The 15427-nt window shown below is 63.5% G+C and carries 11 protein-coding genes; 5 read left to right on the top strand and 6 right to left on the bottom strand.

Annotated elements, in window-relative coordinates; all coding sequences use genetic code 11:
- Positions 1-450 precede the first annotated feature (450 nt).
- The 4 genes from FYJ85_RS02660 to coaE all read right to left on the bottom strand — a co-directional run bounded on the left by FYJ85_RS02660 (position 451) and on the right by coaE (position 4603).
- Positions 451-1524 (bottom strand): LysM peptidoglycan-binding domain-containing protein, encoded by a 1074-nt coding sequence (locus FYJ85_RS02660; RefSeq protein ID WP_106054938.1) that lies wholly within the window; start codon positions 1522-1524, stop codon positions 451-453.
- Between the two features lie 251 nt (positions 1525-1775).
- A complete protein-coding gene (locus FYJ85_RS02655; RefSeq protein ID WP_106054940.1) occupies positions 1776-2087 on the bottom strand; it encodes an FtsB family cell division protein in 312 nt (103 codons plus the stop codon).
- Positions 2088-2113: 26 nt separating this feature from the next.
- Entirely contained in the window at positions 2114-3664 is a 1551-nt protein-coding gene (gene rho / locus FYJ85_RS02650; protein WP_420856443.1) for a transcription termination factor Rho, read from the bottom strand.
- Positions 3665-4003: 339 nt separating this feature from the next.
- Entirely contained in the window at positions 4004-4603 is a 600-nt protein-coding gene (gene coaE, locus FYJ85_RS02645) for a dephospho-CoA kinase (protein ID WP_106054941.1), read from the bottom strand.
- Positions 4604-4852: 249 nt separating this feature from the next.
- Between coaE and FYJ85_RS02640 the strand changes: the two genes are divergently transcribed.
- Both FYJ85_RS02640 and FYJ85_RS02635 read left to right on the top strand, forming a co-directional pair.
- Entirely contained in the window at positions 4853-5407 is a 555-nt protein-coding gene (locus FYJ85_RS02640) for an NUDIX domain-containing protein (RefSeq protein WP_154416907.1), read from the top strand.
- A gap of 74 nt (positions 5408-5481) precedes the next feature.
- Positions 5482-6684, top strand: coding sequence for a hypothetical protein (locus FYJ85_RS02635; protein WP_154416906.1), 1203 nt, complete (start codon positions 5482-5484; stop codon positions 6682-6684).
- 93 nt (positions 6685-6777) lie between these two features.
- On the opposite strand, the gene FYJ85_RS02630 is transcribed toward FYJ85_RS02635, so the two are convergent.
- The gene (locus FYJ85_RS02630; RefSeq protein ID WP_206212937.1) at positions 6778-8517 is read right to left on the bottom strand and encodes a heparinase II/III domain-containing protein; all 1740 of its coding nucleotides are present in this window, start codon (positions 8515-8517) and stop codon (positions 6778-6780) included.
- A gap of 596 nt (positions 8518-9113) precedes the next feature.
- Here FYJ85_RS02630 and FYJ85_RS02625 point away from each other — a divergent pair.
- The 3 genes from FYJ85_RS02625 to FYJ85_RS02615 all read left to right on the top strand — a co-directional run bounded on the left by FYJ85_RS02625 (position 9114) and on the right by FYJ85_RS02615 (position 12469).
- Positions 9114-10079: a LacI family DNA-binding transcriptional regulator gene (locus FYJ85_RS02625; RefSeq protein ID WP_106054945.1), complete on the top strand. Its 966-nt coding sequence runs from the start codon at positions 9114-9116 to the stop codon at positions 10077-10079.
- Positions 10080-10109: 30 nt separating this feature from the next.
- Positions 10110-11432, top strand: a complete 1323-nt coding sequence (locus tag FYJ85_RS02620; RefSeq protein WP_106054946.1) for a Gfo/Idh/MocA family protein — start codon at positions 10110-10112, stop codon at positions 11430-11432.
- Positions 11433-11587: 155 nt separating this feature from the next.
- Positions 11588-12469 carry a TM2 domain-containing protein gene (locus FYJ85_RS02615; RefSeq protein WP_154416904.1) on the top strand — a complete coding sequence of 294 codons (882 nt, stop codon included), beginning with the start codon at positions 11588-11590 and terminating at the stop codon, positions 12467-12469.
- Here FYJ85_RS02615 and FYJ85_RS02610 read toward each other — a convergent pair.
- Positions 12441-15407, bottom strand: a complete 2967-nt coding sequence (locus FYJ85_RS02610) for a hypothetical protein (RefSeq protein WP_154416903.1) — start codon at positions 15405-15407, stop codon at positions 12441-12443. The genes FYJ85_RS02615 and FYJ85_RS02610 overlap by 29 nt on opposite strands.
- Positions 15408-15427 lie beyond the last annotated feature (20 nt).

Raw genomic sequence — 15427 nt, 5'->3', positions numbered from 1 at the left:
AGGAACGGGACCGGTATGGGAATACGCCGTCTTTCGGATTGGCGCGGATCATCAGGTAGCGGAATTCTCTCGCGGTAAGTCAGGGCGGAGTTCCATGCCAGTCTGTTCGGGGCCAAGTTCGGGCGGGGCGCCGTTGAGGGACGGGGGCTCCGCCGGCGGAGGCGCGGGGAAGCCGATGCCGGATTCAATCTCCCGCTTCTGTTTCCTCCGAACGGTCCGCATCTCCTCCGGCGGAACTTTCTGCTTTTCCTGCAGTTGTATCCGGAGACGCTGCATGCAGGCGCTGGCGGCAAACGCCGCTTTCCGGAGCGCCGGGGGACCGGCTCCGTTCCGGGTTTTGCATGACAGTCAATCTCATCGGGCTCCGCCGCCGGAAAGGCCGGCGGTTTTATAGGAATATAAAAAAACGCACCGTGAAAACGGTGCGCTTTTTCACTTTGTTCCGGTCTCTCAGTTGCCGGGGATCATCAGGAGCAGGTTCTTGGACAGCTTGCCATCCGCCGGAACCATGCCCTCGTTCAGTTTCCTGATCTCATCGGCCGTGGTCTTATGCTTCGCGGCAAATGCCTCGAGCGTGGTGTCCTCGTCGACGATGATCGGAATCGTATTCGGAACCGTCACGCCGCCCTCTTCGACAACCGGCACCGTCGGATCGACGGGCTGGACCGGAGTCACGTCAATCGGCTGGCTCGTCGGCGGGTTCTTCACATCGGAACCGGCAAGCACGTCGTCCAGCGGATCTTTCTTCTCCGGCGCCGTAACAACCTTCTCCGTCGGCTTCACCTGCTGCACCGGCTTCGTCACCGCTGCGGCCGCGCCGCTCTTTGCGCCCTTGCCCGGCACGACCAGCTTCTGGCCGACCTGGAGACGCTTCGCGGATTCCGCCGTCAGATTGTTCGCCTTCATAAGCTCGGACTCCCTGACGCCGAGCTTGCGGGCGATCTTGCCCGGGAAATCGCCGCTCTGAACCGTGTAAGTGCCGTCGCTGTTGACGGTTCCCCGGACCGCCGTCGCTCCGGCCGCCGTGCTCTTGCTCCCTCTGCCGCGCTTTGCGACAACCGCGCCGCCGGCGGGAATCACCAGCTTCCGGCCGACCTGGATGCGTCTCGCCTTGGCTTCGTCGAGATCATTCGCCTGCATGACGGCTCCCACGGAGACCCCGTACTGCCGGGCGATATGACCGACCGTGTCGCCGGCCTTGACCACATGTGTCCGGGCGGCCCCCGAAACCGCGGCGCCGGACGCCGTTCCGGCCGGAACCGACGTGACGGGAGCGGAGGTCAGCTTCTCCATGGGCTTATAGCCGGTGTTCCGCGGGGGCTGCTGCACGGGCTGGGACGGCTGAACCGGCAGCTGCGTCACCGGCGGAGCGGAGACTTCGCCGGGCATCGGCGCGACCGCCGTATCCGGCGTGGCCGGAACGTAGTCGCGTTTTCCCATCACCTGATTGTTGCAGCCGGTGAAACCGAGCATCCCCACACACAGAGCCGCAGCTCCGAGCACAACGGTCTTGTTTTTTCTCACTGTCAAATCCCCTTCTGTACAAAAAATTCGTACGGTATCGTCAATTCGCCGCGCTCCCCGTTCCCGGCCTCGCGGGCCTCGGAAAAAACACCTGGGAAACGTCTTTTCTATAATATAGAAACCTGTTTGTCAAATGCAACAGAAAAAAGGCAGAAAATGTGAAATATTTGACGACCGTCCGCACGGAAATCCATTCCGGCCGGGAAGGCGCGCCGCACCGGCCGGATTCCCCGGCCGGTACGCCGGGAAACCTAACGCCTGTCCTTCTCCGGAACCGCGTATTTGATCACCCGCTCCCCGTCCTTCACCAGACCGAACTTTTCGCGGGCCACCTTTTCAACCGCGGCCGGTGAGCGCGACAGCTCGCCCACCTCGGTATTGAGCCGGGCGCTCTCGTCGCGCTTGTCGTTGAGCTGTTCATTCAGGGTGCCGAGTTCCGCCTGCTTCTTCTGGTAGCTGCGGTAAACCGGCAGCAGCAGCACTGCCGCCGCCGCGAATACCAGAGCCAGAACAAACAGCAGCAGATAGGTGGACACCGCGCTTTTTCTCCTGTTCTCCGCCATGGACTCCTCCTGAAGGATTTCTGTCGTCAGTTATTGTTCGGCTGCAGCGTCAGGAGGAATTCGATATTGCTCTTGACCTTCTTCAGCCGTCCGAGCAGAAGCTCCATCGCCTCCGCGGCCGGAACGCCGTTGATCGCCTTGCGCAGCATCCAGACCTTGCTGAGTTCATCCGGGTGGAGCAGCAGCTCCTCCTTGCGGGTGCCAGATTTCTCGACGTTGATCGCCGGGTAGATCCTCCGGTCCGAAACATTGCGGTCGAGGTGCAGCTCCATGTTGCCGGTGCCTTTGAACTCTTCGAAGATCACGTCGTCCATGCGGCTGCCGGTTTCGATCAGCGCGGTCGCGATGATGGTCAGACTGCCGTGGTTTTCGATGTTGCGCGCCGCGCCGAAAATCTTCTTCGGCTTGTGCAGCGCGGTCGCGTCGACGCCGCCGGTCAGGATCTTGCCGCTGTGCGGCTGAAGCGTATTATAGGCGCGGGCCAGGCGCGTGATGCTGTCGAGCAGAATGACGACGTCGTGCTTGTATTCGACCAGCCGCTTCGCCTTCTCGATGACCATCTCCGCCACCTGGACATGGCGTTCGGGCGGTTCGTCGAAGGTCGAGCTGACCACTTCGGCGTCGACGCTGCGCTTCATATCGGTCACTTCCTCCGGACGCTCGTCGATCAGCAGGATGATGAGCTTCACTTCGGGGTTGTTCGCGCGGATGCTGTTCGCGATCTTCTGCAGCAGCACGGTTTTGCCGGTGCGCGGCGGCGCCACGATGAGTCCGCGCTGCCCCTTGCCGATCGGAGTGACCAGATCGACGATCCGGGTCGAAAAATCGGCCGGGTCGCGTTCGAGCACAAGCCGCTGGGTCGGGAAATACGGCGTCAGGCTGTTGAACGGAATGATCTCCTTCTTGCGCTCGGGCGAATCGTTGTTGATCGTCTCGACCTTCAGCATCGCGAAAAAACGCTCCTTTTCGCGCGGCGTGCGGATCTGCCCGGCCACGTAATCGCCGGTTTTCAGGGCGAAACGCTTGATCTGGGAGGGCGACAGATAGATATCCTCCGAGCACGGCAGGTAACAGTAGCTCGCGCTGCGGAGGAAGCCGAAGCCGTCCGGCAGGACTTCGAGATAACCCGAACCGTACATCTGCCCGCACTTCTCGGCGTTCGCCCGCAGGATTTCACAGACCAGCGTCGATTTGTCGAGCGCGCCGATGCCTTCGATGCCGAGTTCGGCGCCCATGACGGCAAGCTCCTGCATCGACTTTTCCTGCAGCTCGGAGATATTGAGCGAAGAGACCACATGGTCACGCTGGACATCCCGTTCCCGGCGGTTGTTGCCGTTGCCGTTGTAATTGCCGTTGCCGCGGCGGTGATCGCGGTCCTGGCGGTCGCGGTCCTGGCGGTCGGACCGCTCCGGGCGTTCCGGGCGCGGCTCCTGCGCGGACGGCTGCTCGGCGCGTTCGCCCTTTTCCGCCGGTTCCCGCCCGGCGTCCCCGGCCGGAACTCCTTCCCGGCGGCAGTTTTCGTTCGCATTTTCCGCGGCGGCGGAGTCGGAGAGTTCCTCGATCAGCAGTTCCCGCATGACATCTTCGGCCGAAGACTCCGCCATGTTCGGCAGCTCCTCGGCGGCGCCGTCGGCCGGAGCCTCCTTCGGCTGCGTCCGCGGCTTGCGCGGCCTGGGGGCCGGGCGGCGCGTTTTGCCGTCTTCTCCGGGGGCGGCGGCTTCCGCGCCCGGAGCGGTTTCGGCCTTCGGTTTATTCGTACTGCCGGGGCGGCGTCCGCGCTTTTTCGGCGCCGGAGCGCGGCTTTCACCGGAGTCGTCGTTCATCGGGATCAGATCATCGGAATCGTTCATATTTGTTTTACCTTGCTTGAGATTGGTTGAAAAATCGTTATGGCCGGCGGAAGCTGCCGGGTTGTTTCAGCGGACACTCCCGTTCAGAAGCCGGACCAGCCGGCCGATCTGCAGTTCGAGCTCCGCAAGGCCGTCGTTGTTGATCACTCCGAAATCGGCGCGTTCAAGCTTCGCATCGGCCGGAAGCTGCCTGGCTTCGCGCAGCCGGATTTCGTCCTCCGAAAATTTGCGCTGTTCGCGCAGCCTCGCGTGCCGGATTTCCGGCGCGGCCCAGACCGCGGCCACCCGGTCGAATTTATCCCCGTAGCCGGCTTCATACAGGAGCGGAAGCTCAAACGCGCCGTCCTCTCCGGCCCGCCGGCAGTCGGCAATCAGCCCGTCGAGTTTCCGCGACAGCTCCGGATAGAGCGTGCCGGTCAGAAACTCAAGCTCCGTCCGGTCCGCGAAGACGATCGCCCCGAGGCGGCGGCGGTCCACTGCTCCTTCCGGAGTCAGCACTTCCCGCCCCCAGCGCGCCGCGAACTGCCGCGCCAGCGGTCCTTCCGGCTCCGCATAAAGCTCATGGCAGAGATGGTCCGCATCGGCCGTGCGCCAGCCGTGGGCGGCAAACGCCGCAAGCACTGCGCTCTTGCCGCAGCCGAACGCACCGGTAACCCCTAAAATCATGTCTGTCGTCTCGTAAATTCCGTCCGGTCAGAAGAATGCAATTCCCGGAGATATGTCGCTTTGAAATAGAGCTCCCCGCCTCGAGAAACCGTTGCAGATCGGCAGCTCCGCCAAGAAAAAGATCTTTGAATGAGACGAATTCCCCAGTCGCCCCGACAGCACGGAAACCGTACTGTTTTTCTATAAATTAACTTGAATTATCCAATTTGCAAGTGCATTTTAAATAAAAATCACGATATTGAGTGGAAAATGAAACCTGAAGCAAAATTGAAACGTGTGCTCGGCGAAGGGCGCTTCCTGGTCCTGCGCGAGCTTGAATACGACAACGGCAGCGGTCCGCGCCTGTGGGAGGCATGCGACCGCAACGGAACCGGTTCGGCGGCCTTCATCCTCGCCCGCATCGTGCCGGATGACGAAATTTTACTGGTCCGCCAGTTCCGTCCGCCGGCCGGCAGGCTTATGCTCGAGTTCCCGGCCGGGCTCATCGATCCGGGCGAGACCGCCGAACAGACCGCCGTGCGCGAGCTCTATGAGGAGACCGGTTACTGCGGCCGCGTGCTCGGCTGCAGCCGCCCCGGATGGAGCTCTCCCGGACTCACCGGCGAAACCATCTGCATGGTCCGGATGGAAATTGACGGCGACGCCTGCCGCGGCAGGCGCATCGAGCCGCACCCGGAGGAGAACGAACGCATCGAAGTCTTCCGGGTCAAACGGTCCGGACTGGCGGATTTTGTCGCCGCGCAGGAGGCTGAGGGCGTCGGCATCGACACGAAAATCTACACTTATCTCGCCGGCATGGCGTAAGACGCTTGCATTCCGCGTCGAACGGGGTTATAGTTGGAATAGTTCAACTAAAATGATTCAGGAGATCGATGAAAATGACGGATCAACAGCTTCTCGATGCGGTCAGGCGGAATCTGGAGTGGTTCTGTAATTCGGGCGTCATGGATCCGCCGGACGGCAGCTGGGGCGTCGCCGAACGGATCGCGGTCACGAAGGACAACACGGCAATCGAAAAAATCTGCCGTGCCTTTCCTGCCTGGAACGAGTTCGACGGCTACTGCGTGATCGAACCGCGCCGGCCGGACTGCAACTTCGAAACCGCGCTGCTCTTCCTGCTGGCCGGCCGGAAGTTCGGTTCGGAGGAGTTCACGCGCACCGGCGAAAATCTGCTGATGTACCTCTACAACCGCAGCGGAATGATCTTCCCCGAAAACAGCGTCTGGAACTGGTCGAACATCACCAAGCAGCCCGGCCGCTGGTTCGATGACAACGGCTGGTGCGGCGCAATTCAGTTCCGGATCGCCGCGCTGCGCCCGGACCTCGACCGGAAATACCGGATGCGCGGCCGGGCGCTCCGGCTCGCCCGGCTCCTGGCCGCCGGCGTCGACCGTTCGCTCGGAGCGGATCAGGAGATTTCGCACGGCAGCTGGCCGGATCCGGAGGGGTTCTGGCTCGGGGAACCGAGGCTGCCTCACTGGGGAGCGGTCGCGCTGCTGGCCGGAACTGCGGCGCTGGCCGTCGAGCCCGATCCCGTCCTCGCGATACAGTTGCGGCGCTATTACGAGTATGTCGGCGGCCGTCTCGACACCTTCATCGCGAGCGAGCTGTGTTATGCGCTGCTCGGCGCCGCTTTTGCGGCGAACGTCACCGGGGAGGAGTTCTATCTTGATCTGACCGCCCGGATCGCCGCCGCCGTGCTCCGCCGTATCGATCCGGCGACCGGCAATCTGCCGGCCGAGCACTGCGAAGCGCCGAAGGGAGCGCATCTCGTCGACCTGATCTACACGGCGAACTGGGCGCTGCTCGGGCTGCAGGCCGCCGCCGGAGTCACCGGGGACGAAGCGGTCCGCGAAGCGTACCGGAAGCTGCTCGAACTTCTGACCGCCGTTCAGGATCGGTCGGACAATCCGGCTTTCCGCGGCTGCTGGCGCGGCATGTACGATCTCCGGGCCGGGGAGTGGGGCGGCGGAGACCTTTTCGAAGGCGGCCAGAACAGCATCTACACCGGCTGGACCAACGCGCCGATCGCGCTCGGGCTGCTGCTCGCGGCCGACCGGACCTCGCTTGCGGCGCTCTGATTCCTCTGCCGGGCCGCTTCCGCATCGGCGTTCGCATTCGCGGGACTCGAGAAGAAGGAGCGGCTTCCTTCTCCGGGACCCGCGGCATTGCCGTCAGAGCGGGGTCAGGGTTACTTCGAGTTCGACATTGCCGGATTCGGGGGCGGGAACGGTGAAACTGACCATGCCGGCGCCGGGGTTGGCGGATTCGAGCGGGTCCCGCAGGAGTTCGGCCGGCACGATGCTCCAGCTGCCGGGCACATTTTTACGGATGAGCAGCTCCTGCTTCCCATACCGCAGTTTGAGGGAGCCGTCCGGCAAAGCTTCGGCCTCGGCCCGGGTGCACATCTGCCAGGTGATCCGGGCGTTCGGCCTGAGGCCGGTCAACCGGTCGCTGAGCCGGAGCGCGCGGCCGGGCAGCAGCGCGGCCGCGCGGGTCACCTTGCGGGCGGCGGGGGCATAGAGGGAGGTCAGGTCCATTTCGGCGCTGTCTGCGGCGAATTTCGTGATTTTCGCGTTGCCCTCCACGTTCTGCGGGGCGCCGTCGATGCGGAGGATGTTGTGGCTGGCGGGGCCGAGGCGGAAGAGCTTCCAGCGGTCGCCCTCCCGGCTGCCGTCCCAGAGCTGAAAACGGGTCGCCTCGATCTTCGTATAGTTTTCCATGCCGAGATCGACCGCCCAGCGGCGGCCTTCGGATTCGAAGACGAAGGAGCCGCCGTCCATATGGCCGTGCGGACCGGCCGGAGATCCGGCTTTGAGCCCGACCCAGGCCGCTTTCGAAGTGTGGTCGGAGCGCAGAATGCCGATCGGCACGATCGACCCGTCGCCGCTGTAATAGGAGAGCGGCGGCCTCCCTGATTCCGCCGGGATATCGAGATAGAGCAGCGCGAGCGGCAGCAGGCGGTTGCCTCCCCGTTCGACGGATTTCGGGCGCGCTGCCGCGACATCGGCGAAAAGCTTCCGCTCGACGGCGTCGAACCAGTCGGACCGGCCGAATTTTTTCGCCAGATAGATCATCGCGAACGAAGCGCCGCGCCGGGTGTTGCAGTCGGCATAGTTGAACGGCTGCCCGGAGGGGCCGGTCGTCGCTTGGATAAAATCCCCGGTGACGGAAAATCCGGGTTGCGCGGCAAGCCCGAAGTCCTCGCCGAAGGCGGCATCGAGCATGGCGAGCAGAACCGCCGTGAACTCCGTTCCGTATCCCCAGTACATCGGCCCTTCGGGATAGGCGCCGTTCGGAGCGTAGCCGGCCTTCATCGAGCGCGGCAGGTTTTCAAGCGCGCGCCGGACCGTTTTTTCGGCCAGCGCCGGCTCGAGGTCGACGACGGCGAGCGCCCCGGCGACCATGCCGGCATGGCAGACCGGATTCCAGTTGTTGCTGCCGGTAATCCACCACTGCTTTCCCTGATAAGAGGGCTTGAGCCCCTTGTCGACGATGGCGCGTTCGATCAGGGAGCGTTCGTCCGGAGTCAGCAGTTCATACAGCCAGTCGTAGCCGATGGAAAGGGCGAGGGTCATTTCGCCGACGTCGAGATAGTGGGACGGATTCCAGTCGGAGTAACCGGCCGCATTGGTCATTTCGCGGATCGCACGGTCCGCATATTTGCGTTCGCCGCTGAGCAGCCAGGCTGCCGCGAGCGTGTTGATGCGGTACAGCACGTTCCGGCTGGCGGAGAGCAGCCGGCGCCCCTCCATCTTCCTCGGCTGCGGCGGATAGCCGAGCAGGAGCTCCGCATCGTGCAGAAGGCGCGCTTTGAAAGCCTTCCCCTCCGGCGACGCCGCATTGCGTTTCAGGACGGAAAATCCGAATTCCCCGACCAGCAGCCGGGGGTGGGCGGAACTGATTCGATCCATGGGAATCTCCTGTGATCCACGAAAAGTGGCCCCCCTTCCTCCTTCGCCGAGGCCGGGAGGACAAGCCGGGCTTGTCATCCTCTGCGCTTGTGCGGCGGATGATACTTTTCGGGGGCCCCGTTCTCTGAAATGATTGTGCCCGACATTGCGTGTCGTGCGCGTCTCAAAAGACCATGCCCGACACTGCGTGTCTGGCTCCTCTCCGGTGTTCCGTGCGGCTCCGCCGTATTTACTCTTTCGGGGGAGGCATTGTCCGTCTTGACGGGATTGACACACCGTACCGTTCGCACCGGCTGCGAAGAGCATTCCGGCGGCAGTGCATGTCGTCAATGATTTTACGATACGGCGCATGGCGCCCGTTCTCCCGGCTTGTCATGAATCCGCGTTACGGTAATGAAATATAGCACACAGAAAAACGGCTTCCAGCGGCGAACCGTTTTTTTTCGATTTTTTTCAACCGGCGGACGTCTGCTGTGCCATCGATAGCACATTTTCTTGAATTTTTTTTGGAAACGACTTGCTTTTCATCGGGGAAGCACCTATTTTAATGACAATGCCAACGATGGCATTGGAATGGAACACGATACCGGGGATTTATGGCGGCAACACTGAAAATGGTGGCAGAGGCGGCGAATGTGTCGATCCGCACGGCCGGGCGGGCGCTTTCGGGTTCCGGGCCGGTGAAATCCGAGGTGGCGAAGCGGGTGCTCGCCGCCGCGCGGGAGCTGCACTATGTGCCGAACGCCGCCGCCCGCAACCTCAAGCAGCAGGCGAGCCGGATTGTCGGAATCATTTCCGGGAAGAGCTTTTTCAATGAATGCGGCCAGCGCCGGGTCAGGATGCTCGAAGAGGCCCTGCGCGAGGCGAAGCACTACACGCTGCTCGGCGGACTGCCGGGGAGCCAGGAGGAGCTGAACGAGCTGTTGCGGAGCTGGACCGGCATCGTCGAAGCGGTGATCTTCCTGGCTTGGCCGCCCGGCTGGAATGCGGAACGGCTTTCGAGTCTGCCGATCCGTTTTCTGTTCATCGACTGCGAGCTTTCCGGCGACGGATACGACCGGATCGAGACCGACCGGACGAGCGGGGTCGCCGCCGCCGTGACGGAGCTGATCCGGGCCGGCCGCCGCCGCATCGTCCGGGTCGGCATGGACGGCGCCGTCGGGCGCCGCGCCGGATTCGAGCAGGCGGTCGCCGCCGCCGGAGAAATCACGAGCGGTTTTATCGCGACGGAGGGGCTGGAATTCGCCGACGGCTTTACGGCCGGAGATGCGATCATCGCCTTCGGGGCGGATGCGGTTTTCTTCGATACCGACCGCATGGCGCTCGGCTTCTACCGTTATGCGAGCGAACGCGGTGTGACGATTCCGGAGAAGGTCGCCGTGGCCGGCTTCGACGACGACGCCGCCGGAGCGTTTGCGATTCCGGCGCTGACCACGGTCGCGCACCCCGACGCCGAAACCGTGGCGCGCGCCGTCGAAAAGATCCTTTCTCCGGCGGAGGGGGCGCCGGAGCTGGTCGTTTACCCCGCCCGGCTGGTGCGCCGGGAGAGCATTTCGTCCTGAACATCCTAAAAACAAGGAGATTACAATCAAATGAAGAAACGTTACTGCATCGTCGGGACCGGCGGCCGGTCGGAAATGTACATCAAGGCGATCCTGAATAAGTTTCAGGACCGGGCCGAGCTGGTCGGGTTCTGCGACTCGAACCGGAAGCGGATGGAGTATTACAACAACGTCTTCCTCAAGAAGCATTGCAACAACCATCCCGATATTCCGACCTACATGGCGCAGGATTTCGATAAAATGATCGCCGAGTGCAAGCCGGACATCGTCATCGTGACTTCGATGGACCGCACCCACCACAAGTACACCTGCCGCGCCATGGAGCTTGGCTGCGACGTGATCAGCGAGAAGCCGATGACCATCGACGCCGAGAAGTGCCAGCAGATCATCGACACGAAAAAGCGCACCGGCAGGAACCTGACCGTCACCTTCAACTACCGTTACGCGCCGCGCAACAGCAAGGTCAAGGAGGTGCTGAAGTCCGGTATCGTCGGCGAGATCACCAGCGTTCACTTCGAGTGGCTGCTCGACACCTGCCACGGCGCGGACTACTTCCGCCGCTGGCACCGCAACAAGGTCAACTCCGGCGGCCTGATGGTCCACAAGGCGACGCACCACTTCGATCTGGTGAACTGGTGGATCGACTCCGAACCGGTGACCGTGTTCGCGATGGGAGATTTGAAGTTCTACGGCAAGATCAACGCCGAAAAGCGCGGCATCACCGAGTTTTACAGCCGCGCCCGCGGCAGCGAAGTCGCGGCGAAGGACCCGTTCGCCCTGAAGGTGAACGAGAAGGACGAGGCGCTGATGGGCCTCTACTACAATGCCGAATCCGAGGACGGCTACTACCGCGACCAGAGCGTGTTCGGCGACGGGATCAGCATCGAGGACAATATGGGCGTCATGGTCCGCTACAAGAACAACGTCGTCATGACTTACAGCCTCTGCGCGCATTGCCCGTGGGAGGGCTACCGGGTCGTCTTCAACGGCACGAAGGGACGGCTTGAGTTCAATGTGGTCGAGCGCTCGTTCTGCGACGCCGAGGGCGAGGATTTCAACAGCTTCGGCATGCGGGAGCTCGCCGAGGACCGCTCGAAGCTTTCGCCCGAGATCATCTTCCAGCCGCACTGGGGGAAACCGCAGGTCATCGAATACACGACCGACACGCTGGCCGGGCACGGCGGCGGCGACGACCGGCTGCTGAAGCACCTGTTCGTCGGAGTCGACGAGGATCCGCTCGGCCTCGCCGCCGGTTATATCGACGGCGCGAAGTCGATCCTGACCGGCATCGGCGCGAACCTCTCGATGCAGACCGGCGAGCCGGTCAACGTACAGAAGCTGATTCAGTGGTAAAAAAACGGCGGCTGCGGCAGCAGTCGTCCGGCGGCGGATTTCGACGGAAATCCGCCGTTTTTCATTTCGCGGCTTGAAAAGCGCTCCCGGGCGGATAGATTAAAAACAAATCGGTCAGTGGAGTTCGAAGGGGAAACTTCAACGGAGGTGCGCTTATGTTTTGTTCGAATTGCGGCAGCCGGCTTCCGGACGGCGGCAAATTCTGTCCGAATTGCGGAGCCTCTGCGGAGAATCCGGCGCCCTCCGCTCCCGTTCCGGCGCAGCAGAACATCCATGTCGTGATTCAGCCGCCGCCGGCTCCGCCGCGAAGCCGGGTCGCTTATGTGCTGCTGGCTTTTTTCTTCGGCTGGGCCGGAATCCACAACTTCTATGCGAAGCGGACCGGAGAAGGGCTCGTCCAGCTCGGCGTCACGCTCCTGAGCTGCGGCCTCATGCTCTGGGCGGTGGAGCTCTGGGTGCTGATCGAGATGTTCACCGTATCGCGGGACGGCCGGAACGTTCCGATGCGCGGCCGCGGCATTCTGACCGCGGCGATTCTGCTTGCCGCCGGCGCATTGCTGTTTTTCGGGGCGGTCGGCTATCCGTTCTATCTCCGCTGCCGGCAGGAGGCTGCGCTGACCGGCTGCCGGGAGCACCTGAGCAGGATCGGGGCCGCCCTCCTGCTGTATGCAGACGAAAACGGCGGCGCATTTCCGGCTGCGGACGGAATTCCGGGATTCGAGGCGCTGCCGCTGGCGGAGGCGGAGGTATGGGTGTGTCCGTCCGGCTCGGAGCAAGTCGACTTCAGGCGGCTTTCCCGGCGCAACTGCAGCTATGTTTATCTCGGCGGAGCGAACCGGGAACAGGCAGAGTGTCCGGTCGCTTTCGAACTGCCCGGCAACCACGCACGGAACCGCGTGAATATCCTGTATGCCGACGGCCGGGTCGAAACGCACGTCTTCCCCGGTTCCGTCCGCTCCGACGTCGAAGTAATCGGGGCGCTCGCCGATCTCGAACCCGATCCGGAACTCAAAGCCTTTCTGCTCCGGAAGCGGTGAAACTTCTTCCCGTGCCGGGGGAGAGGCAGCGGACCTCGACGAGGCTGTCGTCGGTCAGAAAGACGACTGAATTCTTCACATTGCCCGGGAAGACGCCCCGGGCGCACGGGAAGAGCAGCCGCGGCGACTGCTCCGGCGCACTCAGCCGGAAATGGACCGCCATCTTGTTGGCCGCCCAGCCGCCCGCTCCCCAGAAATTGTCGCCCTCGATCCAGAACGGCCCCGAGAAATTCAGCCGTTTCCCCCACGGCGAAGCGAGGCCGAGTTTCTTCAGGATCGCCTCGTCGCCCCAGCCGTAGAGCTCTTTCTTTCCGGTCCTGACATCATAGCGCAGAAAGAAGGCGGCCGGACCGTCGCCGACGGAACGGTAGCCGTAAATGCCGAGGCAGAGCAGATCGCGCTGCTGGGTGAAGAACGCCTGTCCGTGCGAAGACATGACCAGCGTGCGGCCGTCGGCGGCGTTGCAGAACAGGCGGTTCGCCTCCCCGGTTTCCGTGTCGAACTCCCAGAAGCCGGAAGGGCCCCGGCCGTTGGCAACCGTATGGAAATAGAGTTTGCCGCTGCCGATTTTGCGCCCGAGCCCGGAGACGGTGAAGGTCGATGCTGCCCGGTCGAACAAATTCTGCTTTTCCGCCGCCGGGCGGTCGGTGGCGATATGCGTTTTCATATCCTTGCCGTCGAGGCGGCAGGAGATGAGCCGGATGAACTTCGGGGAGAAGTTGTCGCCGTCCGCGATAAAAGCGTAGACGCGCCCGCGGTTCAGCGTCATCGACATGACGCGGCCGGGCAGGTTTTCGATGATCTGCGGTTTGCCCGGGGAGGTCCGGGCGATGACGATCTGGCTGCCGGTCCCGATGAGGACGCAGTTGTCGATGGCGTTCATCGGGATGTTTCTGGACGGAAGGTTATCCAGTTGCAGCAGATCGTGCGGGAATTCATAAAGCTGCTTCACCCGGCGCGCGCCGGAGTCCCACATCGAGAGCGTCAGTCTGCGGCCGCGGGCCGGGACGCCGAGGATGAAGCCGTTCCTGCCGTCGAAAGCCCACCCGCGGATCGAACCCTTCTCCCACGCCCAGCCGTAACGCGTGAAGCGGTAGCCGGGGTTGAAAGAAGCGAGTTTGTCGATATCCAGGGAGGAAAATTCGCGGTGCAGAACCTTCGCCCACTTTCCGCGGTGCATTTCGAGCGCATCGACCTGCCGCTTTTTGAGCAGTCCGAAAAGCGCGGCGGGCGAGGCGTTCGCCGCGGACTCCGGATCATCTGCCGGAAGCGTCCGGGAGCGGCGGAACGCGACCGTTCCGGCAACGGCCTTCTGCTCCTCCCGTGAGTCGAGCAAACTCCAGATTGCGCTGTGAGCCTCGGCATCCCGGCAGTGCGGCGGCAGCTTGAGCAGCGCATCCGCATAGGCGTTGCGGAGCTGCTCCGCCTCGGAACCGGACAGCGGCAGCCGGAGCCGGTAATCGAGCGTAAGTCCGAACGCCTTCCAGGCGCTGCCGGGGGAGGCGGTCAGCTTCCGGGCGAGTTCCCGCAGAATCTTCCGCTGCGGCTCCGCCCCCGGCGGCAGCAGTTCCACGACCGGCATAAATTCCGCGCCGAACGACAGAACGGCACGGTAAAACGCTTCGTCCTCATTTCCCGGCGCATCTGCCGCCATCGCTTCGAGCGCGGGAACGGCCTCCTTCAGGAATGCATCGTCATCGAAATAGAGGGACGGCGACAGCGATTCAAGCGGCGCGGAAACACGCGGAGGCGGCAGGTCGGGCCGAAAGCCGCAGAGAATGAGCGGGCGGCAGCCGCTGAGCCACGCCGCGACCTCTCCGCGCAGCGCCGCCGGGCATTCGCGGGATTCGTAGAGCCGCCGCAACAGCCCGCGGAACAGGCGGGCGGCTTCGGTTTCGGAACTCGCCGGCGGGAGCTCCTCAAGCAGTGCGGCGGCTTCCCGGAGCGAGGCGAACTGCTCTTCCGGCTCCGCATTGAGGACACCCCGGCTGTTCAGGGCGGCGCGAAGCGCGAACACGGGGCTCTGCGCCTTTCCCGCCGCGAGCATGCCGGCGGCGGCGGCCTTGCGCGTATTTTCCCGGAAACGGCCGGCTTTCCAAAGATATTCGCATTCCGCCAGGAGGCGCGGATACTCCGCCGCGGCGGACGGCGCCGGGCCGGGTGTGACGCCCAGATGAGCAGCCAGATCGTTCAGCATGGCTTCAACCGGGGTTCCGGCGGCCGGATACTCGCGGCCGTACCGCTCCGCCCCGTTGCCGTCGAAGGCCCGGAGGCGGATGCGGAACGATTCTCCGTCCGGCAGGAATTCGAGCTGCAGCAGCGTCTGGTCGTGCGGAAGCCTGCCGCCGATTCCGGTCAGGCGCGTCTCTTCGGCCAGGTCGTTCATCTCGCTTTTTCCGGCGGTGATGACGCCGGGCAGATAGCGGAGTCGAAGCTCCAGCGCGGCGGCGATATGCGCGGCGGCGGCGCGGCGGTTCAGCGGGAGCTCCGTAAAAAACGTTTCCACCACGGCGGCGAACTTCCGTTTCTCCGGGCTGCCGGCGTTCAGCGCCGCGTCGCGGAGCGCCTGAAGCAGCACCTGTTCCGCCTCTCCCGGCGCGGCCGGAAGCGACCGGTCGACCAGCCGGCAGCTGCTCTGCCGGTCGAACACGGCGACGCGGGCCGGACGGAAAGAGCTGTCGTTCAGATGAAAACCGGCCGCGACGACGGCGATCAGCCCTTCCTCCCCGGTCTCTTCCAGCAGAATCCGCCCGGCCGTTCCCGCCGGGACGAGCGGGCGTTCGGCGAGCGGGGCGAAGTCGATCCCCTCCGGCCGCAGTTCAGCCGCGCTTTTCAGAAACGGCAGCATCCTTTCATCTTCGCAGACGAGGACGGTCTCGACGGCGGCGGCGGCAAACGCGGCGAGAACGGCGGCGAACAGAACGGCGGAACGGAACATCGGAACGGCGACTCCTTATC

Source organism: Victivallis lenta (assembly GCF_009695545.1).
Classification (GTDB): domain Bacteria; phylum Verrucomicrobiota; class Lentisphaeria; order Victivallales; family Victivallaceae; genus Victivallis; species Victivallis lenta.
Note: the sequence above shows the minus strand (reverse complement) of the source record. Positions and strands in the feature narration are given on the sequence as shown.